The organism is Peribacillus sp. QJM3NY_7, from assembly GCF_056173225.1.
Window position 1 is genome coordinate 2,916,035 of the sequence record NZ_CM149663.1, and the last position, 22,177, is coordinate 2,938,211.

Sequence of the window (22,177 nt, forward strand, 5' to 3'; positions counted from 1 at the left end):
CTCTCCCCATTTCTTTCAGCCTGCTATCTTTCTATTACAATCTCATTCTGTATGAAAGGCATTACTTCATCCAAATATGGTAATCCTTCATTGTCCCCTGCAACAGTGGTGACAAGAGCTCCTACACCATTTGCGAATGCCAATCTTTCATCAATTGATAAACCATTAAGGTATCCGTAAATATAACCGGCATCATAACCATCTCCTGCACCAACTGTATCTACAGGTATTACAGGGAAAGCTTCTTTTTCATGCCATTCACTTTTGGTATATAGTTTTGAACCTTGTTTCCCGTCCTTAATGACAAGCTGATCAATAGCATTCACCTTCGCGAATTCAGCCAAAGATTCTTTTGAGTCAGTACCGATGATCAATCTTATTTCATCTAAACCTGTAAGCAAAATATCAACATATGGAAAAATATCATAGTAAACTGACCTTGCTTCCTCGATGGACCATAGCTTTAAGCGGATATTCGGATCAAAAGAAACAGGTATATTTTTTTGTTTTGCAATTTCCATTACCCTCTTGGCAATGTTGACATTTTTCGGATCTATAGCCAAAAATACTCCAGTAAGGTGGACTATATCAATCCCTTCAAACATCTTCTCTGTTATATCTCCAGGCTTTAAAGTTAAAATGGGAGATTGATAGCGGTAATAAAATGTCTTTCCGGAACCATCTTCCCGAATTTCTTTAAAGTTAAGAGATGTTGGATATCCATTTACATAGGCCACATAACTCATGTCCACGCCTTCCCCACGAGCGAAATTATAAATAACTTTACCGAACTCATCCTTGCCTAAACGGCTAATCCATTTTGACCGCAAGCCTAGCCTTGCACAGCCAATCGCAAAATTCAGTTCAGCGCCTCCTACTTTTCGCTCAAAACGGTTAACGAATCTTAAAGGTCCTGTCTCTTCCGGATTTAGCGTGATCATGGCGTCGCCCAGCGTTAAAACACCATATTTTGATGACAATACAGTACCTCCTTCTTGCGAACATTCACAAATGGAAACAAAAACATTTGATCATATCACTTTCATTATGCTTATTAGCTAAATCGATTTAGTTAATTACTAAACCGGTTTGGTAAATCATAAGGAAATTGTAAATGAAAACCCTATCAAAAACAATAGAAAAGTTTGATAATTTGTAATTTTATTTTTATTCGATACTATTTCATATGATATTTCAGCTAAATTTAAGATAAATAAACCTTATTATGGAAAATGAACAAGAACTGTTTCATCTTTAAATGATTGACAGTTTCAGATTTTTTTCGATCAAATTTACTCTTTGCTATTAATTTGGGAGAAAGTTGTATAATATATCAATTGTTAAATAAGTTTGAAAGGTTGTTTGGAATGAGTTTTTTGAAAATATACATCTTACTTACCGGAATAATGATTACATGGGGGTTAAATGTCTCAGTTATTAAAATTTTAGTTGCGCATACGCAGCCCGTAACGATAACATCTATGAGAATTTTTACTGCTTCTCTTATCGTCATTATTATCCTTTTCTTCTTTGGACTAATACGCCTTCCTAAAAAAAGTGAACTTTTTTACGTTTTTGGAGGAGCACTTTTGAGTGTCGTTTTTCATCATTATTTTTTAGCTGAGGGATTGACGAAGACTTCCGCCTCGAATGCTGGATTGATTTTGGGCATGGGGCCAATATTGACTGTCATTTTGACCATGATTTTCTTTCGAAAAAAACCTACGTTAATCAAGCTGCTTGGCTTTATATGCGGTTCCCTGGGTGTGAGTTTTACCGTTATGGCAGGAAGCGGAGGAATTCATTCTATTAATCTTGGGGATGTGGATATTTTGCTTTCCATTCTTTCACAGGCATTGAGTTTCATCCTCATTAATAAAGCCTCAAAAACAATGGATCCACGATTATTAACCGGCTACATGATGCTGATCGGTTCTTTTATTCTTTTTGCTATCAGCTTATGGAAGGAACCAGAGGGCTTATCTTCCCTGGCATCCGCACCGCCATCCATCTGGGGAGCTTTCTTTTTCTCCGCTATTTTTGCCACCGCCCTCGGGCACATGAGCTATAATTATGCCATTGGTAAGGTAGGCGCAGCCGAATCATCCATATTTCTTAACTTAAACACCTTATTCTCTTTGTTAGGGGCAGCATTTTTCCTAAATGAAGCCCTTGTGCCTGCACATTTCATCGGACTTATCTTCATTGTTTCAGGAGTATTGCTTGGCTCTGGTGCAATTGAAATATGGATTCTCCAAAGGAAAAATAAACGTTTATCTGCCTAGGACCGGAGCAGAACCTAGATTTCGTGACTTTCTATGTAACATGATAACAGATCCTACGACACTGCCAATCTTATAAAAATGGCAGTGTCATGGGGTCTTATTTTTATTGTCCATCCCTTCTTTCAACTACAAATAATTGCAGAATAATAATTGGGGATTCATATCTGTTACAATATACCCAGGAATTTGCTTGAACATGTCCATTGAAGTGTTCCTGTAAAGACAAGCTTATTGTCGGTTGTGGCCTTTTCTTTCTGAGGAATCAAGCTTGGTTTGATGAACTTATATAAAAAAAAGACTGACTATTCGTTTTAGACAGTCAAATATCATGCTTATAAAATAAATCAACTAGCCCAGAGCGCAAACAAGCCTTCTGTTACACCCAATTTGTATATATAATAAAGTCCGAATGCAAAACTTATAGCTCCCGCTATTTTGATGAAGATTCGGTTTAAAACGATGTCCTTCCCATTCAAAGCAAACGGTATGCCTAGAATGGTAGTAAAGCACAGCATGCCAATAATTGTCCCTGCGCCAAATATAATGATATAGATAGATCCTTCGCCAATACCGGTTACGGTCGACATTGTTAAAATGACCATTGCGGCACTGCCCGCGAGACCATGTACGAAACCAATTAAAGCAGACACCAAATAAGGACGAAATCTATCTTTCTCGTTCTTAATATCAGGGCGTGCTTTAAATAAACTTCTCGCCCCTAGCATAACAAGCATAATGCCAACGCCGAATTCCAGTGTCATGCTTAACGACTCTGGAATTTCCCCCTTCATCCAAATGAATAGGACACCTATAAGAAACAGCGTACTTGTATGGCCTATCCCCCAATACACCCCCGTTAGAGTGGAACGGGATAATTTTTTCGTGTTTCCTGCCGTCGTTGCTACGGCAATAATGATCCGGTTCTAACGAATGCTTTATCCCCAATAGGAATCCTAATGTAAGAATCGACACCAAACTCATTTCTCTTTGACCTCCCCGAGACACTTCCAAACTTCTTCATACACCCTTTTAAGAGGTATATTGTTCTGTAAGGCAATTTTACGGCAATCTTCATATTCAGGTGCCTGCTGCAAGGTCAATCCCTCATGAATACCCCTCTTCATCGTCACTTTTCCCCATTGTGTATGTACATGTAAAAATGATCGTTCGAGCCTGTGCACGGTAAGTGGATAGTAGCGTATCCCGAGAGTCGTCGTTTCAGCAAATAATATCTTCTTCATTTTCGAAATCACCTGCTGTGAACAGAGAAGCTGCAATAACACTCCCGGTCGATTTTTTTTCATATAGATTGGCGTATAAAATACATCATTTGCTCCTGATTCAAACAACAAATCCATAACATACCCAAGCCATTCACCGGAAATATCATCTAGATTCACTTCCATTTTTACCATTTGTTCATCAAGATGCTCATGATCAGGTGGGCGGTTCATTTAGTCTCCCCTATGATAACTCGAAGGACGTTCGGATGATTTTCGAATGTTTTTGAGCCCGCACCATAGCCAATCGATTCGACAGTCATGGGTGGAAGCGAGCCAAAATTTCCAGCTAAAACCGCAGCGATGGCAGCACCGGTCGGCGTTGCTAATTCAGAACGAATATCGTTTGAGGCAATCGGTACCCCCTTTAATATTTCAAGAGTGGCAGGTGCAGGAACAGGATATATTCCGTGATCAATATGTATATGTCCAGATCCAGTTGGAATGGCTGATGACTGAACTGATTCAATACCTAGCTGATCGATTAAAATTGCAGCTCCGATTATATCTATTATTGAATCTACCGCCCCTACTTCATGAAAGTGTACTTTTTCCAGTGGAAGCCCGTGTATATGTCCTTCCGCTTCACCAATCTTCTTAAAAATGGCGAGTGACATGTTAGCTACCGATTCATTAAAGTTCGCCTCATTGATAGCTTCTACAATTTGTTTGTAGGTACGGCTGCCGTGATGGCTGTGTGGTACATGGCTATGGTTGTGTTCATGTCCAAGACTGTGCTCGTGTCCATGACTGTGCTCGTGTTCATGTGTTTGGTCTGATTTACTGGTAAGAATGACATCAAATTTAGTACTCGTAATGCCATTTTTGACGACCTTCCCCCATGACAGATTATATTCTTCATCCATGTTCAACTTTTTTAACTCTTCTTCCATTTGTACAGGGTCTGCACCTGCATCGATTAACGCACCAATAACCATATCTCCGCTTATGCCGGAAAAGCAGTCAAAATATAAAGTCCTCACCACAATTGACCTCCTTTTTATGTACAAGTTTGTATATAATCGCTGCATTGTAGGCTGCACCAAATCCATTATCGATGTTCACCACACTTACACCAGATGCGCATGAATTGAGCATTGATAAAAGGGCCGATAAACCGTTAAAATTAGCACCGTAACCAATACTTGTCGGCACAGCAATAATTGGATTCGTGACAAGGCCTCCTAACACACTTGGAAGTGCCCCTTCCATTCCCGCGACACAAACTGATACGGTAGCACCCCTTATTTCGTCTATATTGTCAAGGAGGCGATGAAGCCCAGCAACGCCAACATCGTATATACGCCTGACAGGAATACCTAGAGTTTCGGCCGTCACGGCTGCTTCTTCAGCAACAGACAAATCTGATGTCCCGGCGCATACAATTGCAATATATGAATCAACGGATTTCGGCTTTTCTCTAACCCAAGCAAGTGTCCGTGCAATCTCGTTATACTCAAAATCACTACATTCTTTTTGTACAAATACCGCTTTTTCCCGAGAAATACGAGTCACAAGCACGGAATCATTCCTTGTCCGCAGCGATTGGACAATCGTTAAAATTTGTTCAGCTGTTTTCCCTTCCCCAAACACAATTTCGGGAAAGCCTTGTCTCCTTTTGCGATGATGATCGATTTTTACAAACCCTAAATTTTCATAGGATGCAAGTTTTCCCTTGGCTTCCGCAACTGTTAATGAACCCTTTTGAACCTGCTCCAAAATATCGTCAATCATGACATTTCTTCCTTTTTAAGCGCCATATTCATACTTCCGCTTGTATAGCCGGTGAGATCCATTGATACATACTTATAACCAAATTGCTTCAGACGTTTCGTGATCGCCGCATGGTATTGAAGCACTTTTGGCATATCATCGGGTTCAACTTCAATTCGGGCAGTATCCTCATGCGTCCTTACTCTTACCTGATGAATATCCAGTGATTTTATGTAAGCCTCTGATTTATCAACTTTGGTCAATTTTTCCTTCGTAATGATATCGCCATATGCTATTCGTGAGGATAGGCAAGCAAATGACGGTTTATCCCAGGTTGGCAATCCGGCTTGCTTGGACAATACTCTTATTTCTTCTTTGAATAAATCGGCTTCTAGAAGAGGTCCCCTGATTCCTTTTTCTTTAGCTGCTTTCATGCCTGGACGAAATTCGTTAGCATCATCAGCGATAACTCCATAAATAATATTATTAAATTCATATTCTTCAAGAATAGGAAGCAGGTGGTCAAATAAACTACTTTTACAAAAGTAACAGCGATTCTGATTGTTTTCTTTATATCCAGGAATGGCCAACTCCGAAGTTTGAATGACACGATGGTTGGCACCAATCCATTTTGATAGCATAATGGCTTCTTTCAACTCACTCGATGGATAGGTTTCCGAATCCGCTGTAACGGCTAACACTTTATCATAACCCAGAGTATCAATAGCGACTTTTAACAAAAACGTGCTGTCCACCCCTCCTGAAAAAGCGACCACAACCGACTCCATTTTTTGAAGAATATCCTGCAGATTTCTGTACTTTTCTAGTAACATATCACTTTTCCCCTTTCTGGTTTATCTGAATTTATCCACTGCCCACCAGCATTATCACACCCTTGATGGATTACAAAAAAATTGAAAAGGAGGAAATAAAGCAGTCGTACTTTCATTCCCAGCGCTTATTGAAATGATATTCATATAAGCGCTGGACGGCTTTAGCTTTTTTGTACGATAGCCGAGAATTTTTTTGCCGTTTCTGTCAGCCTGGTGTAATCTTCACCTGTAATCAATTTCGCAGGATTGATCAATGAACCGCCTACTCCCGCCGCGATGGCCCCTGCCTTAAAAAATGACGCGAGGTTGTCAAGGTTGACACCGCCAGTTGGCATAAGGGGAATATGAGGGAGCGGTCCTTTAAGATTTTTAAAGTAGCTAACACCTAGTGCATCTGCCGGGAAAACTTTGATAATGTCAGCTCCATGCTCGTAAGCAGTCAATATTTCGGTTGGTGTGAGCGCACCAGGGATGCTAATAACGCCATAGCGCTTCGCCAGTTTAATCGTTTGGACATTGACGGTTGGAGAAAAGATAAATTCAGCCCCTGCCATGATGACCGCACGGGCCGTTTCAGGATCCAATACTGTACCGGCACCCGCTATGATATCATCACCGAACTCCTCTTTCACTTTTTCGATCAAATGGCACACTTTGGGTGTTTCCACTGTTATTTCTAGCGTTCGGATGCCGCCCTCTTTCAGGGCCCGGGCGATTGGTATAATTTGATTGGGGCGTGCACCGCGGATGACGCCGACCAGCTTCCCATGTTTAAGCTCTTCAAGTTTAGTCATTTTTTCCACCTTTCTACCTCGTTACATCCTCTGTGCCGCCACTCATGAACAAATCGAGGTCGGCACGGGCCGGCAAACCCTCAACATCGCCATTTACCATCGTTGCCATTGCTCCCATGGCATTTCCACGCCTTACAGCTTCATCTAGCGGCAGTCCATCAAGCATTCCGGAAAGTACACCGGATGCAAAAGCATCACCAGCACCGATGGGATCCACGACCCGTTCGACATAGAATCCAGGAACGTATGTTTTCGGTACAGACGGGGCTGAAATTAAAGAGCCTTCTTTGCCCAATTTAAGTAAAACTGTTTCGACACCGAGTTCATGAAAATGATCGGCAAATTTCTCCGGAGTATGGGAGCCAAATAAAAATTCGGCTTCGGCCACCCCAGGCATGACGATATCACTTTTTGAGGCGTACTTTGTTATGATGTGACGTGCTTCATTTTCATCACCCCATATTTTCAAACGAATATTCGGATCGAAGACGATTTTTGTTCCGTTTTCTTTAGCAATGCGGACCGCTTTATCCAAGAGCGACTGACAAGAATTCCCTAGTGCAGGGGTAATCCCCGTAATATGGAGATAAGCGGCATCTTGGATGGCAAGATCAGTTAGTAATTCCGCCGTCATTTTACTAGCTGCCGAATCTTTCCGGTAATAATAAACCCGGGTATCATTCAGCCGTCTGAATTCTTTAAAAAAGACGCCGGTAGGCGCATCAGGGTCTCTTGTTACATAAGAGACATCAACGCCTTCTCCGCGAATGAACGATTGCATGGCATCGCCAAATTCGTCATCACCGAGACGGCTAATCCAGCGTGAGCTATGACCGAGTCGGCTTAACCCGATCGCGACATTGGATTCCGCACCGGCAAACTTCATCGAAAAAGATCTGGCGTGGCGTAGCGGTCCTTCTTCATTCGGGGTAAACACTGTCATTGTTTCTCCGATGGTTACAACATCCATGTCATCATCTTCTTTCTCTTGTCATGCTATTACGTGATTAGAAAGCGTACCGATCTTCTCAATGCTGACGTTCATCCGGTCACCGTTTTTCAACCAGATTTTTGGATTCCTTCCCATTCCAACTCCTGGTGGCGTGCCAGTTGCAATCAAATCACCTGGCATTAGTGTCATGGACTGTGATAAAAATGAAATGATTTTCGGAACCGTAAAAATTAGGTTGCTTGTATTTGAATCCTGCATAATTTCACCGTTTAATTCAAGCGAAATCGCTAGATTGTGAGGGTCACCCACTTCATCTTTTGTCACGATAACAGGACCAAATGGAGCAAATGTGTCCGCCGTTTTGCCTCTTGACCACTGACCGTCCTGAAATTGCAAATCTCGGGCGCTGATATCATTCATAATCGTGTAGCCAAAGACGTAGTCATCCGCCTCTTCTTCTGACACATGTTTCGCTTCTTTTCCAATGACAAAAGCAAGCTCTGCTTCAAAGTCGACCTCTGTTGAATTAATTGGGATTTCAATCGGATCATTATGACCTGTAATCGCATTCGAATATTTTGAAAAAATGACTGGCGAAGCCGGCGGCTCCATCCCGGTTTCCTTGCAATGATCAAAATAGTTAAGTCCTACGCAAATGATTTTATCCGGCTTTGCGATTGGCGGCAGGATCTTTACTTCTGACAGTTTGAATATTGCATCGTTATTTACCCGTTGCTCGATTAACTGTTCAGCACGTGAACGCAACTCGCTGCCTCGTTCTATAAATTTTTTCATGCATGCAGGAAATTCCTCTGGACAGAGAGCCGTTAAACTAATTATTTGATCATCTTGAACTAGACCGATGTGCTGTTCGGATTGCACGGAAAAAGTCGCTATTTTCATTTTTTTCCCCTTTCTTAGGTTAATGCGTATGGTGTTTTTTCCCCTTTTAAGACCTGAACGATATTTCTTGCTGCTTTTTGACGAAGTTCAACCATCGCTTCCTCAGAATACCAGGCGCTGTGAGGCGTAATGATGACATTGTCCATTGTGAGTAGCGGGCTATCGATGCTGACCGGCTCATTTTCTGTCACATCAAGTGCAGCACCTGCTATGATCCCTTTTTCAAGTGCATTGGAAAGTGCTTTTTCATCGATTATCGGTCCGCGTGCCGTGTTAATGATGACCGCGTTACTCTTCATCTGTTTAAGGCGCTCCTCATTGATCAGGTGGTATGTATCATCACCTAAGGGCACATGGATCGACAAATAATCGGCTTCACCTATTATTTCGTCGAGATCCATTTTTTGAACCCCGACAGCAGCCATGTCTGCAGCCGATACGAAAGGGTCATAAGCAGCGGTTTTAAAGCCTAGCGGTTTCACCTTTTCAATGAAACGGCGCGGAATCCGACCAAAGCCAAGAACCCCAACAGTTTGCTTGTCAAAGCGATGAATCGGGACACACACTTTAAAGTCCCAGTTACCTTTTTTCACTTCCTTGTTTAACAGTGCCACTTTCCGCGCCGAAGAAAGTAAAAGTGCCAATGCATGATTCGATACTTCTTCCATGCCATAATCCGGTACATTGGCGACAGTAATCCCCTTTTCCTTAGCGGAATCGAGATCAATTGTATTGACGCCAACACCATAGCGGGAAATGATTTTCGTGTTTTCGAGCGACTCGATGACTCGTCGTGAGATAGGAGCATATTGATTTAAAATTGCATCCACTTCTTTTGCATGCTCCATTACTTCCTCTTCAGTTTTGCATTGCGCTTTGATGAAATTGATATCCAGACCGCTTTCTTGAAAAATCTCTTCTTCATATTTCAAATGTTCAAATTCGTAATCCGTTAATAATATTTTAAAGGTCATTCGGGCTCCACTCCTTTATAGTAAGACCAGACATCTATTTCGCTGCTGCCTTTTCAATTTTTGCAATGCCGAGTCCTTCTGCACCGAGTTTCGATGTTATTGCTTCAGGATAGTATCGTTCGATCATTTGAATGCCAATTGCGGCACGGCGTACACGTTCTTGAGCGAGTGAGATGTTCGTACTTTCCCATTGTTTCCCTGAAGGGTATACATCAGGATGATTACGCAGACCAAATTTAATGTATACTGGCGCCAATACACGGATAATTTCCGGTATTTCATAATAGCGAAGAAAGCCTCCAAAGGTATCAGGAACTTCAACATATAAATCAATGGGAATGTTTATTGATTGTCGGATTGCTGCAAGTTTGGACAGCGTTAATGCAGGTGGCACGTTGTAGGTATCCGCTCCGATGTCTTCCATTAATTTAACGGATACTGGATTGGCTGAACCCATTTGAACCGATACTTTAACAACAAAGTCTTCCGGAAGCTGTCCGTATTTTTTCATTTCTTTCGTTAAAAGTAGGAGTCCTTCATCTGCAACTAACGCACCGCGAAGACCAAGTGCAGCACCTCTTTTCAAGTCTTCCATGGCATAAACAAGCTGGTCCGATCCTTCATGGCGGATTCCCTGGGATTTACCTCCTGGCGTAAGCGGTCCCGCACTGACATCCCAAGAACCCCTGGGACCGACAAACAAACTGAGCTCCATACCGCGCTCTGCTGTCATTTCACACATTTCTTTAATTTCTTCATCCGTTTGAAGCATGATGCCGCTGCCCTGGGATATCCGGTGAATAGTCAAACCAAGCCGGTCAATTTCTTTCAATGTTTCTTTTAGGGCCGCTGGACCTTCTACACTTGGCAGTTCAATGCGGTATTGAGCACCGTCCGGAAATGTTTTCGTTGATGTAGGAAGTTCTTTAAGATCAGTAGATGGGTAGCCTAACGTTTCGAGCAAGTCGCGTGATTCTTTCATTTTTGGACGCCTTCTTTCATATCTATATTTTTTAAGAGAGCAGCTACTTTGTCACTCAAATCAGCAGGGTATACATCACATGGGGCACGGTGACCAGCAGCAACGTCAAACCAGCGCTGATGAACAGCTTCCTTCATGGCTGTAAAAAATGTCGGACCGTAATTGTACACATCCATCAGTTTTGAAATCACTTGATGATTTTTCTGGGCTTCAGCGAGATCTCCTTTATGATACGATTCATATAAATGTACGGATATTTCCGGGGCAAAGACCGCGCTTCCATTAATGCTTCCCGCTGCTCCAATCATTTGGGCCGGAAGCAAATGCTCGTCAAAAGCGGAGAAGACTTTGAAATCACTGCGAACTTTCTTCACTTCCGCCAGCACTTGACGAAGGTGGCCGAAATCACTGACCGTCTCTTTAATACCTGCAATGTTTGAATGATCTTCGGCTAATTTTTTAATCAGTTCGATGGATAAGTTTTGACCTGTCAAGAGCGGGATGTTATAAATGAAAACTTGCAGATTAGTATGGTTCGCCACGCTGGAAAAATGTCGGTATAATTGCTCGTCAGACAGCTTCCAGTAATATGGGTTTACTACGAGAACACCGTTCGCTCCATGCTCTTCTGCATAAGAAGTCAGTTCTTGCACCTCTTTTAATGCGGTATGCCCGACTCCGACCATAACTGGCACTCTTCCGTTAATGTACTTTAACATTTCGCGTACATATAATTTCCTTTCTTCAGTTGTAAGTGAGGAGAACTCACCTGAACTACCCATCAACAAAATACCGTCAATATTCCGTGAGATTAATAGGTCGATATACCTTCTGTTCAACTCCAAATCCAAGTTCCCCGTTTCATCAAATAAGGTGACTACCGGTGGAATGATGCCATGAAAGTCCATTATTTTTCCTCCTTTTATTACCATTCAGCGATGCTCCCGTCCTCATTTCGCCAAATTGGGTTCTTCCAATCATGTCCGGTCTCTGCTGCCTGCATCACTTTTTCCTCATCGATTTCCACACCAAGACCCGGTTTATCAGGAATGTTCACATAACCATCTTCATAGTCGAATAATTCTGGATTTTTCATATAATCGAGAATGTCCATGCCTTCGTTGTAATGAATACCAAGGCTTTGCTCCTGAATAATGAAATTCGGTGTCGTTGCGTCCAGATGAATGGATGAAGCAAGAGTCATCGGACCGAGCGGGCAGTGCGGCGCAATGGCTACATCATACGCTTCTGCCATTGCGGCAATTTTTTTCCCTTCTAAAATACCACCTGTATGAGACAGATCCGGCTGAATTATATCGACATAACCATCTTGAAGTAGCTGCTTAAAGCCCCAGCGAGTATACATTCTTTCTCCCGTCGCAATCGGACACGTAGTATGCCAGGCAATCTCACGAAGTGCTTCATTGTTTTCCGGGAGCACCGGTTCTTCAATGAACATGGGGCGGTAAGGTTCTAGTTCTTTTACAATCGCTTTTGCCATCGTTTTATGAATCCTCCCGTGAAAATCCACACCGATGCCAAAGTCTTTGCCAACCGCTTCCCTGATTGAAGCAACCCGTTCGATGACCGCTTCTACTTTCGAAAAGCTATCTATGTAATTCATTTCTTCTGATGCGTTCATTTTGACAGCAAGGAAGCCTTCTTTCTGTTTTTCAATTGCGGCTGCAACGACATCCACCGGTCTATCTCCTCCGACCCATGAGTAAACTTTAATTTTTTGACGTGCTTTGCCGCCGAGCATTTGGTATACAGGAATATTGAAGTATTTTCCTTTTATATCCCATAATGCCTGCTCAATGCCGGAAATGGCACTCATTAAAATTGGGCCCCCGCGGTAAAATCCACCTCTATAAAGCGTTTGCCAGATATCTTCAATGTCGTTCGGATTTCTCCCGATCAAATAATCAGTCAGTTCGTTAACTGCTGCTTTAACCGTTTCAGCACGGCCTTCCACAACAGGCTCTCCCCATCCGGAAATGCCTTCATCCGTATCGATTTTTAAAAACAGCCAGCGGGGCGGAACTTTGTATAAAGAAATTTTTATGATTTTCATCAAGCACCTCGCAATGTTTTTTGAAGAAAGAGAGATTTTCAAAAATGCAAACCTCCCTTGAACTTGTTAAGAACCTTTAATAAAAACCGTTTTTATGGCTGTATAAAATTCTTTCGCCGCTTCACCTTGTTCTCGCGAACCCGTGCTTGATGCCTTCATGCCTCCGAATGGGGCTTGCAACTCTACGCCCGCGCTTTCTGCGTTAATGCGGACAAGACCTGCTTCAATTTCATCGATGAATTCCAAAATTGAACTAATATTTGATGTGAAGATTGATGCACTCAATCCGTACTTCGTATTATTTGCCAAGTCAATCGCTTCGACCAGATCGGTTGCTTTCATAAGCGCGATAACTGGTCCAAAAATTTCTGCCTGTGCAATCTCCATTTCGGACGTCACGTCTTCAAAAATCGCTGGTGTGATGAAAAAGCCCCTATCATAGTCTCCGCCAGTTAATATCTCCCCGCCATGTATGAGTTTTGCACCCTCCTGCTTGCCTTTTTCAATGTACTCTGTGACCGTTTTGAACTGGCTTTCGCTTGCACATGGGCCCATCCAAATACCCTCTTGAAGACCGTTGCCAACTGTAATTTCCGCTGCTGCCTTTACCAGTTTTTGTTTGAATTCATCATAGACTGACGATTCAACGACAACACGGCTTGAAGCTGTGCATTTCTGGCCGGAAGAACGAAATCCACCGCTGATGACCGCCTCGACAGCTTGGTCGATGTTTGCATCTTTCGCTACGATGACTGGATTCTTTCCACCCATTTCAAGCTGATATTTTATCCCACGGGCAGAAGCTGATTTTGCGACGCTCTGACCTACACTTTCAGAACCGGTAAATGTGATCGCATTTAAAAGCGGATGATCGATGAGTCCTTGACCAATGATCGATCCTTTACCGGTAATAAAATTCACTACGCCCTCAGGGAAGCCTGCTTTTGTGAAGCATTCCATGACTTTCGCTGCCGTAACGGCTCCCTCCGTAGCCGGTTTCCATACGATTGAGTTGCCATATACAAGAGCAGGAGCCATTTTCCAGATGGGAATTGCAACCGGGAAGTTCCATGGCGTGATTATCCCGACAACACCAAGTGGGCTGCGTTTCGTGAACATTAGGGCATCTTTATCGGATGATGGAATAACATCGCCGTCTTTCCGCATCCCTTCCCCAGCATAGTAACGCAGGATTGCAACCCCCCGTGCCGTTTCACCCCTTGCTTCCGGTAACGTTTTACCCATTTCGCGAGTCATGGTTTCGGCAATTTCATCTAGATTTTCTTCCAATATATTGGCCGTTTTGAAAAGGATTTGCCCACGTGCAGACTGGCCGAGCCTGCGCCAATCCCTTTTTGCCTTATGCGCTGCGGCTACAGCTTTATTCAAGTCTTTTTCGGTTGAGCTTTGTACGTAGCCAACCGGTTCTTTGTCCGCAGGATTAATGCTTTGGATTGTATTTCCAGAAGATGCATTCACCCACTCATTATTAATGAAATTTTTATATGTTTTCGTTGCAAATGTAGTTGATATCATAGTCTTTAGCTCCTTTTTCGTTTTAGAATGTCGGTCCAATTCTCCATATACCAAAGTCATGCTGCTTTAATATCTCCGCTTTTGTTAGTTTCCCGTTAGAAACATGTTGAATTTCTTCCATGATGCGCCTGCCCACTTCATCAACGGTTTCTAAACCATCAACGATCGTACCGGCATTTAAATCCATATTTTCATTCATCCTGTCAAACATTGGTGTATTAGTCGAGATTTTTATGACGGGTGAAATAGGAGAACCAGTCGGCGTGCCTCTTCCACTTGTAAAGAGAACGATTTGGGCACCGCCTGCGACCATACCCGTCAATTGCTCAATGTCATGGCCAGGCGTATCCATCCATACTAGCCCTTTTTTTGTGGGTACCTGGGCATAATCAATGACTTCTTCCAATCTGGTTGTACCTGATTTTGTCGCTGCCCCCAGGGATTTTTCTTCTAGTGAGCTGAGACCTCCCTCAATGTTTCCCGGACTTGGATTTCCGGTGCGGATGTCTACGCCCATATGAATCGAGCGGTCTTCCATCATTTTAATAACCGCATACGCTTTTTTTGCTACCTGGTCATTTGCCGCCCTGTTTGCGATCAAATGCTCTGCACCGATGAGTTCAGTCGTTTCCGCTAATATTGCGGTTCCCCCTTGCTGAACTACCAAATCGCTAGTACGTCCGACTGCCGGGTTCGCCGATAAGCCGGAGCATGCATCCGACCCACCGCATTCTGTGCCGACAATCAGCTCGCTAAAATCACATAATTCCCGTTGCACCATCGAGGCATCCTGGACCATTTTGACTGCGATTTTAGATACTTCGGCAATGGTTTGAAGAGTGCCTCCATGATCCTGGATCGATACAGTTTTCACTGGTTTACCGCATTTGGCAATTTCATCCCCAATACGGTGCGCCTGATGTGTTTCACAGCCAAGTCCGAGTACTATGACACCATATACATTTGGATTCATGCCCATTCCCGCATAGGTTCGGGCCGTTTGATTATAATCAGTGCCCACTTGCGCACAGCCATGCTGATGAATGAATGTGACGGTTCCGCTCACCAATTCTGTGACGCGCTGAGCTGTTTGAGTTGCACATGTTATCGTCGGCAAAATCAGTACATGATTCCGTACACCGACGCGGCTGTCCGGACGGCGGTAACCCCAAAACTGCATTTTTTCATTCAGCAATTTTGTCACCCCTTCCTCTTTTGCCTTCTAAATTGTGTACATGAACATGTGCACCAATGGGAATAAAAGCTGAGGCTGCACCTATGACTTCCCCATATTTAATTATGTCTTCTCCTTGTTTGATGGCCTTGACTGCGAACTTATGTCCAAAACGGATCGATTCAAGAATGGGTACGACAAGTTCTTCAAGGTCTGACTTCACAACTACTGATGTGTTTGCAGGGATTTCGGATAAAGCGACAGCTACACTATCCTCCCTACTTAAGTAAAGTGTTTTATACTCGCTCATTTTGTCACCCCTTAAATGGTTTGAACTGCTTTACTTTGGATAACCGGATTGTTTAATACCCCTATCCCTGGTATTTCGATTTCAATCCGGTCATCGCCTTTCAATGTAAATTCATTTGGCGGAACCACACATGTACCTGTAAGTAAAACGGATCCGTCAAATACAGTATTATCTAAGACTAAATAGTCGACGAGCTCTTCCAATTTTCGTTTCAGTTGGTTTACTTTCGCTTCACCTTCAAATACTTTTTCTTCATTTCGAAAAATCCGGCACATGATTTTAAGCTCATATGGATCTGGAACAGCCTCTTTTAACAAGATGGCCGGTCCAATGGAACAAGAGTTTTTCCAAACTTTTGCCTGTGGGAGATAAAGCGGGTTTTCACCTTCAATATCACGGCAGCTCATGTCATTACCTGCGATATATCCGAGCACCGTTCCCTTTTTATCGATGACAAGACCAAGCTCTGGTTCAGGAATTTGCCATTTTGAATCTGAACGCAAATATACCGGGTCATTAGGTCCTACGGTTCTTGCTGCAGTTGATTTAAAGAAAATCTCAGGACGCTCTGCATCATAAACTTTGTCATAGAAAGTTTGGCGGTCCAGCTTTCCTTGCGTTGCTTCGTAGTTACGTGCTTCCTTGCTTTTTTTATACGTAACGCCAGATGCCCATACTTCCGGTGCGTCGATAGGCGTTGTTAATTGAAGACCTTCCAATGGCTGCCTTTTCCCTTCAGTGACAATTTGTTTTACAATATCAAACGCCGTTCTGTTTTCATGGCGTGCCGTTGTAATCAACGACATAAAATCAGTAAATGGAAGGTCCACCACATTGTTTTCGTTTGTCACGGCAGCAAGTTGTTTTTTGTTTTCATGTACATAGCGAATAATTCTCATTTGCTAGTTCCTCCTAAGGGCAAACCTTTTTTTTATATTTTTTGATATTCATAACCGAGCTCCTGCGAAATTTTACTGCTGCATTCCTTTAAGAGACGTACATAATACTCATGTGTTTCTTCGTTTACTTTCGAAGCAGGCATCGATACACTCATTGCAGCGATTACCTTTCCTGAATAATCTCTTATCGGTACGGCAAGACAGAAAATGCCCGGTTCATTTTCTTCATTATCCATTGAATAACCATTAATGCGTGCTTTTTCGATTTCGGCTAAAAACTGTTCCTTGGATCTAATCGATTTTTCTGTCGGTCCCGTATAATCATAGCCGTCCAAGAGCAAATCCAGTTCACTATCCGTTTTGGTTGCAACAAGAGATTTGCCAACTGCACTTGTATGAATCGGAACACGACGTCCAATACGGGAATACAGGACCGTTACCCCAGTACCTTCAACTTTATCGACATAGACACCTTCCTGCCCGTCCAATATGACAAGGTGCAGCGTCAAATTCGTTGTTGCTGAAAGCCCTTCAAGATGTTTTCTTGCTACATTGCGCAAATCGAGATGGGTCACAACAACGCTTCCCCTCTCCAATAGCTTTAATCCTAGCGAGTATTTTCCATTTTCTTCGCCTTGTGAAATATAGTGATGCTCCTGTAAGGTTTTTAATAGTGAATGAACCGTACTTTTATGTAAATTCATTCTCTTACTTATCTCTGTGATAGTTAGTTCACGCTCACGCTCATCAAATAAATCCAATATTTTCAAGGCACGCTCCACCGATTGGATGATAGGCATCGTTCCTCACTCCTTTTCATTCTGTCTACCTTTATCTTATCGGATTTATGACGAGCATACCTCACTTTATTTCTACTTTTTTTTCATGGATTATAATATCTTGTTCATAATCAAGTACCGCATCCTCAATGACAGCGATTGGAACAACACCATTTGCTGCATCTGTATGCCCAAACATCCTGTTGCTTGCCGCAACCATTTTTTGTCTAACTTTCATCCGCTGCTTGCGTTCAGCTGCCAATGATTGTCTTTCTTCTTTAAAGTGATCCGCAAAATCATGAATAACCTTTCCAGAATGAAGTTTAGTAGAATCTACAAAATCAATTCGTCGATCACGAAGCTGAAGGTGAATTACATCCCCTGATTTAAGTAAACCTATGCCGCCACCTTCATACGCTTCCGGTGTCATATGCCCTATGGCAGCTCCATATGTGACTCCTGAATAGCGGCCGTCGCTAATGATTGTAGCGATTTTTTTCATAACACGATTTGCATTGATGTGTTGCATTGGTGTAAACATTTCCGGCATTCCGAATGCCACTGGCCCCTGCCCTGAGATAATAACCGCAATTTTCAATGTGCCGGCTTCAACCATCCTGTCAAATAATTCCCCATAGGTAGCGGTTTTTAGAAGAGACCATTCCGACTCATTGTTGTATTTAAGAGATTCTAGCAATAGATTATGTTCGAAAAGCTTTTGCTCTTTTATTTTTGAAAGCAGATTTGACTCGAGCAGGCTTTTATTTGCATCATCTTCATTTTCGTAATAAAGGACAAATGCAAGCTTATCGTCGAATTGGTCAAGCTGTGGTGTTGGCATTCCGCTGATTTTTACAACGGCGCTTTCAAAGAAGTTTCCTTTTAATACATCAACACCGCTGAATCCACGTCGTGGATTGGATAAAATGACCTGATTTTTCTTAACATTAACTGCTTTTAGGCTATTTGTGATCGAAAGACGTTCTTTCCAAGTTTTTGCTGCGACAGTCGGCGCATCCTGATCCATTGGTACACCATTCTCAATAAGTTCATGAAAAAGTGTTTCCATTCCTCTGCTTTTCCCGCTGCAACACTGCATCGCAAGTGAATAAATGTCCCTTCCTTCTGTCAAACTGTAATCAAATAAGTCAGGAATTGGATGTGAATGATGAATGCGGTCAAGGTCCCATAAACTGAATTTGAATCCTGCATAAAGCATGCCTGCGACAATATGCATCATTAAGTTAGTAGAACCACCCGATGCGCTGTGTATACGGATTGCATTTTTTATGTTCGCAGCGACAATGTTGGCCACGCCGTAGCGCTCTTCGTTTATCATGCCGGCAAAGCTATCAAGCACCGAGTTAATCTGGCGTTGTGTTGGCGGATCGGTCAACAGCTCCACTGCTGGATGTACGAGACCCATGCCTGCCACTAAATGACGTGAACTATTCCCCGTACCATTAAAGGCACATACACCTCCCTGCCCGTCACATGTTGCGACAGCAAGTCTCATTTCAAAGTATTTATGCTGTTCCTTCGTCAATATTCCTCGTTCATAGGCCCGTTCAAACACGCCCTGGAAAGCAGTATTCGATGAACATTGCAATATATATGCCATCGTATCTCGTAAATCTACGGCTACATCGGCTGCTCCTTTGCTTTCCGCATTTTTCGCAAGAGTTTCCAATTCTTCAATTACGTCAACTGGAATCGAACCGCCTTCCAATACGTGAGCAGGTGCGAATGTTGCGAAAAAGGGTGCTTCACCACGGTTTCGGCGAACACGATCAACATGGGCGAGTGCACTTACAACACCAAGAGGCTGCTTATCACACCCTTGAATGACGAATGCACCATGATAACTGTGAGCTTCCAGCTGGTTGACAACCATTTGTGCAACCGCGTTTCGGCTCTGGAGAGAGTAACTCATTCCTTGATTGTTTTGTGCAGTGCCATCACACATTACCGGTGTCGAGAAATGAAACGGCACGCCGCCGTTTTGCCAAATGCGGATTGCTGCCCGTGCTGACGTTTGGTAATCCATTATATGGGCCGGATGATCGGACGAACCACCGATTATTGCGATACGCGGGGCATTCCTCTCGAGCCGCATATAAATTTCTTCAAGCGTCCAATCAGGCTTCCCCCCTTCATATGTGGTGCCTAGCGTCAGCTTCGAACGGTCCAACAGACCTGCAACCGTAATAGGTTCATTTGCTTTTCCCTGCACATTATCGCGGTAAGGGTTTATTTCGTTTCCAATTAGTGGATATAGGTGTGTCATTTCAGCACTCCTTTTCTGAGTTCAAATCAATTCTTTCGTTCTATGAAAATAGTAAAGAAGATTTTTAGTCCAGCGCCAAGTCTTCTGGGTCTGACAAGATCTCTATATCTTCATTCTTTAAAGCTTCTTCCATCATGCTTTCAGAAATCCAAATTTCACCGATTTCAAGCGTGTTTTTAATTCTTACGATTCTCACTTTATTCAAATCGAAGGCATTGCATGTTTTGATGGCAGCTTTTACAGCCAATTCCTGCGTATCCAAAAACATCGGGAGCTTTACTACATCTGTGACTGTGCTGGTGAGTGCATTGGCATACCCTTTTTCCCATTTTATTTCATTCATGACGGCTTTTGTCGTCATATCTGCCATGCCAATGCCATTCGCATTACCGTGAGTTTTTTCAGTAAGTCCAAGTACAACGGTCCGTTTAACGTCTGGCCCCCCGGTAGCATATGGTGTGGCGAAGTTACCCGTAATATTCGGGTCCATTCCATCCCCCGAAATGTCCTTTCCGAGTTCATTTACAATAAGTACGTCCATCGAATCGAAATGTATTTTCGGCATCAATGATTTTGCTTCAAGCAATAGTCCCGGCTCCACTTCCTCCAGGTCCTCTGCTGGGACTGCGACGATTTTCGCCGGTTTATCATAAGCGTTTTCAATCGACGCAAGACCAAATATGATAGGAGCTTTTGACAAGGAAACCTTAGCCATTTCAGGGACATGTTCCGCCATATACTTAAAGCTGTATGCATGTGCAGCTTCGGCTCCCTTTTGCTTTCCTAAACCGATAGTTATCATTTTCATAAGTCCGCTTTCAACCGGTCCGCGAAATGCTGTATGTGGTTTTATCCGATTAATGACTATGATTTTATCCGATTCGTAAGCAAGTTTATCAATATAGACAGGGAGGCCATTTGGCAACTCATCCAGTTTAATAACTTCCATCGATGACCTGATAGGCGCTCCAACCGCTTCTTCTGAAATACCCAGCTGAAGCAACACATCGATTTGCCCTTCCGCCGTGGCACCACCATGGCTTCCCATTGCAGGTACGATGAAAGGATTACCTCCCGCCTCCTTAACGGCAGCCACCGTTTCTCTTACTAATGTAGGAAGGTCCGCTACCCCTCTGCTTCCTACTGCAATTGCCACCCTGTCTTCTTCATTTATTCTTGATAAGACACCTGCTTCTTTTATCGCCTTCTTCACCTCACCAGCTACATCAGCGATTTGAGTTGTACGAAATTTCTGCCTCACTTGTACCATTTTCGGTAATTGGATTTCACGTAAAAGTTCAGAGATAATATCCATTTTCTTTCCTCCAAACAATTTGGATTATTTACCGCGTACTTTTTCAACTTCGCTCATCATTTCCTCTACAAGATCTGGTCCGAATTTCTTGGCATATTCATCCGTCACTGGTTGGATGGCCTTCTTCATTTTTTCGATTTCTTCCGGTTCTACTTCATTGATTTTCATTCCTTCTTCTTTTAGATAATTAAGTGCCTTTTCATTTTCTTTTTGGTTAACTTCCCGTTGATACTTTCCAGCCTCTTGTGCGGCCTCACTCATGATTTCTTGTTCTTGTTCTGATAGGTCATCCCAGAACTTTTTACTTACAAGGAATACAAATGGTGTATAAACATGATTTGTAAGACTTAGGTATTCCTGCACTTCATTATATTTTTGCGTTTGAATTGTTGCGAGTGGATTCTCCTGACCATCAACAGTGCCTGTTTCCAGTGCAGTAAACACTTCTGAGAAAGCCATCGGAGATGGATTCGCCCCTAACTTGGAAAATGCATCTAAATGCACTTCATTTTGCATGGTACGAAGTTTAAGCCCTTTGAAATCTTCAGCCGTTTTAACAGGGTGTTTGCTGTTGGTTAAGTTTCGGAAACCATTTTCCCAGTATCCCAAACCTACTAAATCATGTTCCGGTAATTTATCCAAAAGTTTTTTTCCTACTGCACCATCAAGTACTGTATAAGCTTCTTCTTCATTTTTAAAGACAAATGGGAAGTCATAAATTCCAAATTCCTTAATCATACCAACAAGTGGTGAGGTTGAAGGAACAGTTACTTCCTGTAAGCCACCTTGAAGAGCTTCTGTCATTTTCTGATCATCTCCGAGGGTGGCATCAAAAAAGTTTTGGACTTTCATTTTCCCCCCGCTTTTTTCTTCAACCAGTTCTTTAAATTTCTCCATTCCTTTTCCTTGTGGATGCATTTTACTATTTCCGATCCCTGCTTTGATTGTTCTTTTCTGAATACCGTCAGCTGAAGCGCTTTCATTTTGTCCGCTTCCGCAAGCGCTTAATAGTAGTAATGATGGCAGTAAAACTCCGACCGCCAAACGTTTGAACAAATTATTCATTATCATTTTCCTCCTATAAAAT

At 42.7% G+C, this 22,177-nt stretch carries 21 protein-coding genes and 1 pseudogene; 1 reads left to right on the forward strand and 21 read right to left on the reverse strand.

Annotated features, from left to right (window positions below; genetic code table 11):
- Window positions 1-23: 23 nt before the first annotated feature.
- A complete protein-coding gene (locus AC0VX1_RS13885) occupies window positions 24-980 on the reverse strand; it encodes a sugar kinase (protein WP_475467554.1) in 957 nt (318 codons plus the stop codon).
- A gap of 387 nt (window positions 981-1,367) precedes the next feature.
- Between AC0VX1_RS13885 and AC0VX1_RS13890 the strand changes: the two genes are divergently transcribed.
- Window positions 1,368-2,285 carry a DMT family transporter gene (locus tag AC0VX1_RS13890; protein ID WP_413010075.1) on the forward strand — a complete coding sequence of 306 codons (918 nt, stop codon included), beginning with the start codon at window positions 1,368-1,370 and terminating at the stop codon, window positions 2,283-2,285.
- Window positions 2,286-2,629: 344 nt separating this feature from the next.
- Here the strand turns inward: AC0VX1_RS13890 and AC0VX1_RS13895 are convergent.
- The 20 genes and pseudogenes from AC0VX1_RS13895 to AC0VX1_RS13990 form a co-directional block, all read right to left on the reverse strand.
- Window positions 2,630-3,266 (reverse strand): annotated as a pseudogene (locus AC0VX1_RS13895) (urease accessory protein UreH).
- Entirely contained in the window at window positions 3,263-3,739 is a 477-nt protein-coding gene (gene larC2 / locus AC0VX1_RS13900; protein ID WP_413003400.1) for a nickel pincer cofactor biosynthesis protein LarC2, read from the reverse strand. The pseudogene AC0VX1_RS13895 and the gene larC2 overlap by 4 nt, the downstream one beginning before the upstream one ends.
- A complete protein-coding gene (gene larC, locus AC0VX1_RS13905; RefSeq protein ID WP_475467556.1) occupies window positions 3,736-4,548 on the reverse strand; it encodes a nickel pincer cofactor biosynthesis protein LarC in 813 nt (270 codons plus the stop codon). Before larC ends, larC2 begins: the two co-directional genes overlap by 4 nt.
- Complete coding sequence (larB, locus tag AC0VX1_RS13910; RefSeq protein ID WP_475467558.1) at window positions 4,529-5,299, reverse strand: nickel pincer cofactor biosynthesis protein LarB; 771 nt, start codon at window positions 5,297-5,299, stop codon at window positions 4,529-4,531. Before larB ends, larC begins: the two co-directional genes overlap by 20 nt.
- Window positions 5,296-6,111, reverse strand: a complete 816-nt coding sequence (gene larE, locus AC0VX1_RS13915) for an ATP-dependent sacrificial sulfur transferase LarE (RefSeq protein WP_475467559.1) — start codon at window positions 6,109-6,111, stop codon at window positions 5,296-5,298. Before larE ends, larB begins: the two co-directional genes overlap by 4 nt.
- 161 nt (window positions 6,112-6,272) lie before the next feature.
- Complete coding sequence (locus tag AC0VX1_RS13920; protein WP_098185453.1) at window positions 6,273-6,905, reverse strand: bifunctional 4-hydroxy-2-oxoglutarate aldolase/2-dehydro-3-deoxy-phosphogluconate aldolase; 633 nt, start codon at window positions 6,903-6,905, stop codon at window positions 6,273-6,275.
- A 13-nt stretch (window positions 6,906-6,918) separates the two neighbouring features.
- On the reverse strand, window positions 6,919-7,875 hold the full coding sequence (locus tag AC0VX1_RS13925) for a sugar kinase (protein WP_413022191.1): 957 nt from the start codon (window positions 7,873-7,875) through the stop codon (window positions 6,919-6,921).
- A 21-nt stretch (window positions 7,876-7,896) separates the two neighbouring features.
- Window positions 7,897-8,760, reverse strand: coding sequence for a fumarylacetoacetate hydrolase family protein (locus AC0VX1_RS13930; RefSeq protein ID WP_475467560.1), 864 nt, complete (start codon window positions 8,758-8,760; stop codon window positions 7,897-7,899).
- 14 nt (window positions 8,761-8,774) lie between these two features.
- A complete protein-coding gene (locus AC0VX1_RS13935) occupies window positions 8,775-9,734 on the reverse strand; it encodes a C-terminal binding protein (RefSeq protein WP_475467562.1) in 960 nt (319 codons plus the stop codon).
- A 34-nt stretch (window positions 9,735-9,768) separates the two neighbouring features.
- Window positions 9,769-10,716 carry a U32 family peptidase gene (locus tag AC0VX1_RS13940; RefSeq protein ID WP_283928610.1) on the reverse strand — a complete coding sequence of 316 codons (948 nt, stop codon included), beginning with the start codon at window positions 10,714-10,716 and terminating at the stop codon, window positions 9,769-9,771.
- The gene (locus tag AC0VX1_RS13945) at window positions 10,713-11,624 is read right to left on the reverse strand and encodes a dihydrodipicolinate synthase family protein (protein ID WP_413022194.1); all 912 of its coding nucleotides are present in this window, start codon (window positions 11,622-11,624) and stop codon (window positions 10,713-10,715) included. The genes AC0VX1_RS13940 and AC0VX1_RS13945 overlap by 4 nt, the downstream gene beginning before the upstream one ends.
- Window positions 11,625-11,641: 17 nt before the next feature.
- The gene (gene dgoD / locus AC0VX1_RS13950) at window positions 11,642-12,790 is read right to left on the reverse strand and encodes a galactonate dehydratase (RefSeq protein WP_106027458.1); all 1,149 of its coding nucleotides are present in this window, start codon (window positions 12,788-12,790) and stop codon (window positions 11,642-11,644) included.
- 66 nt (window positions 12,791-12,856) lie between these two features.
- The gene (gucD, locus tag AC0VX1_RS13955) at window positions 12,857-14,326 is read right to left on the reverse strand and encodes an alpha-ketoglutaric semialdehyde dehydrogenase GucD (protein ID WP_475467565.1); all 1,470 of its coding nucleotides are present in this window, start codon (window positions 14,324-14,326) and stop codon (window positions 12,857-12,859) included.
- Between the two features lie 22 nt (window positions 14,327-14,348).
- A complete protein-coding gene (locus AC0VX1_RS13960) occupies window positions 14,349-15,506 on the reverse strand; it encodes a UxaA family hydrolase (RefSeq protein ID WP_475471782.1) in 1,158 nt (385 codons plus the stop codon).
- A 4-nt stretch (window positions 15,507-15,510) separates the two neighbouring features.
- Entirely contained in the window at window positions 15,511-15,810 is a 300-nt protein-coding gene (locus AC0VX1_RS13965; protein ID WP_413022196.1) for a UxaA family hydrolase, read from the reverse strand.
- A gap of 11 nt (window positions 15,811-15,821) precedes the next feature.
- The gene (locus tag AC0VX1_RS13970) at window positions 15,822-16,709 is read right to left on the reverse strand and encodes a fumarylacetoacetate hydrolase family protein (protein ID WP_475467567.1); all 888 of its coding nucleotides are present in this window, start codon (window positions 16,707-16,709) and stop codon (window positions 15,822-15,824) included.
- Between the two features lie 32 nt (window positions 16,710-16,741).
- Window positions 16,742-17,509 carry an IclR family transcriptional regulator gene (locus AC0VX1_RS13975; protein ID WP_063593711.1) on the reverse strand — a complete coding sequence of 256 codons (768 nt, stop codon included), beginning with the start codon at window positions 17,507-17,509 and terminating at the stop codon, window positions 16,742-16,744.
- 61 nt (window positions 17,510-17,570) lie between these two features.
- Complete coding sequence (locus AC0VX1_RS13980; protein WP_475467569.1) at window positions 17,571-19,775, reverse strand: dihydroxy-acid dehydratase domain-containing protein; 2,205 nt, start codon at window positions 19,773-19,775, stop codon at window positions 17,571-17,573.
- Window positions 19,776-19,839: 64 nt separating this feature from the next.
- On the reverse strand, window positions 19,840-21,090 hold the full coding sequence (locus AC0VX1_RS13985; RefSeq protein WP_475467570.1) for a nickel pincer cofactor-dependent isomerase, group 22: 1,251 nt from the start codon (window positions 21,088-21,090) through the stop codon (window positions 19,840-19,842).
- Window positions 21,091-21,114: 24 nt separating this feature from the next.
- Window positions 21,115-22,161 (reverse strand): TRAP transporter substrate-binding protein, encoded by a 1,047-nt coding sequence (locus AC0VX1_RS13990; RefSeq protein WP_475467572.1) that lies wholly within the window; start codon window positions 22,159-22,161, stop codon window positions 21,115-21,117.
- Between the last annotated feature and the right edge of the window lie 16 nt (window positions 22,162-22,177).

Excerpts from the sequence above, each read along its gene's own strand:
- AC0VX1_RS13975 (WP_063593711.1), bottom strand. The coding sequence starts at position 17,509 with ATGCCTATCATCCAATCGGTGGAGCGTGCCTTGAAAATATTGGATTTA.
- AC0VX1_RS13930 (WP_475467560.1), bottom strand. The coding sequence starts at position 8,760 with ATGAAAATAGCGACTTTTTCCGTGCAATCCGAACAGCACATCGGTCTA.
- AC0VX1_RS13965 (WP_413022196.1), bottom strand. The coding sequence starts at position 15,810 with ATGAGCGAGTATAAAACACTTTACTTAAGTAGGGAGGATAGTGTAGCT.
- larB (WP_475467558.1), bottom strand. The coding sequence starts at position 5,299 with ATGATTGACGATATTTTGGAGCAGGTTCAAAAGGGTTCATTAACAGTT.
- AC0VX1_RS13945 (WP_413022194.1), bottom strand. The coding sequence starts at position 11,624 with ATGGACTTTCATGGCATCATTCCACCGGTAGTCACCTTATTTGATGAA.
- AC0VX1_RS13935 (WP_475467562.1), bottom strand. The coding sequence starts at position 9,734 with ATGACCTTTAAAATATTATTAACGGATTACGAATTTGAACATTTGAAA.
- AC0VX1_RS13960 (WP_475471782.1), bottom strand. The coding sequence starts at position 15,506 with ATGCAGTTTTGGGGTTACCGCCGTCCGGACAGCCGCGTCGGTGTACGG.
- AC0VX1_RS13990 (WP_475467572.1), bottom strand. The coding sequence starts at position 22,161 with ATGATAATGAATAATTTGTTCAAACGTTTGGCGGTCGGAGTTTTACTG.
- AC0VX1_RS13925 (WP_413022191.1), bottom strand. The coding sequence starts at position 7,875 with ATGGATGTTGTAACCATCGGAGAAACAATGACAGTGTTTACCCCGAAT.
- AC0VX1_RS13940 (WP_283928610.1), bottom strand. The coding sequence starts at position 10,716 with ATGAAAGAATCACGCGACTTGCTCGAAACGTTAGGCTACCCATCTACT.
- gucD (WP_475467565.1), bottom strand. The coding sequence starts at position 14,326 with ATGATATCAACTACATTTGCAACGAAAACATATAAAAATTTCATTAAT.
- AC0VX1_RS13970 (WP_475467567.1), bottom strand. The coding sequence starts at position 16,709 with ATGAGAATTATTCGCTATGTACATGAAAACAAAAAACAACTTGCTGCC.
- larC2 (WP_413003400.1), bottom strand. The coding sequence starts at position 3,739 with ATGAACCGCCCACCTGATCATGAGCATCTTGATGAACAAATGGTAAAA.
- AC0VX1_RS13985 (WP_475467570.1), bottom strand. The coding sequence starts at position 21,090 with ATGGATATTATCTCTGAACTTTTACGTGAAATCCAATTACCGAAAATG.
- dgoD (WP_106027458.1), bottom strand. The coding sequence starts at position 12,790 with ATGAAAATCATAAAAATTTCTTTATACAAAGTTCCGCCCCGCTGGCTG.
- AC0VX1_RS13890 (WP_413010075.1), top strand. The coding sequence starts at position 1,368 with ATGAGTTTTTTGAAAATATACATCTTACTTACCGGAATAATGATTACA.
- AC0VX1_RS13920 (WP_098185453.1), bottom strand. The coding sequence starts at position 6,905 with ATGACTAAACTTGAAGAGCTTAAACATGGGAAGCTGGTCGGCGTCATC.
- AC0VX1_RS13980 (WP_475467569.1), bottom strand. The coding sequence starts at position 19,775 with ATGACACACCTATATCCACTAATTGGAAACGAAATAAACCCTTACCGC.
- larE (WP_475467559.1), bottom strand. The coding sequence starts at position 6,111 with ATGTTACTAGAAAAGTACAGAAATCTGCAGGATATTCTTCAAAAAATG.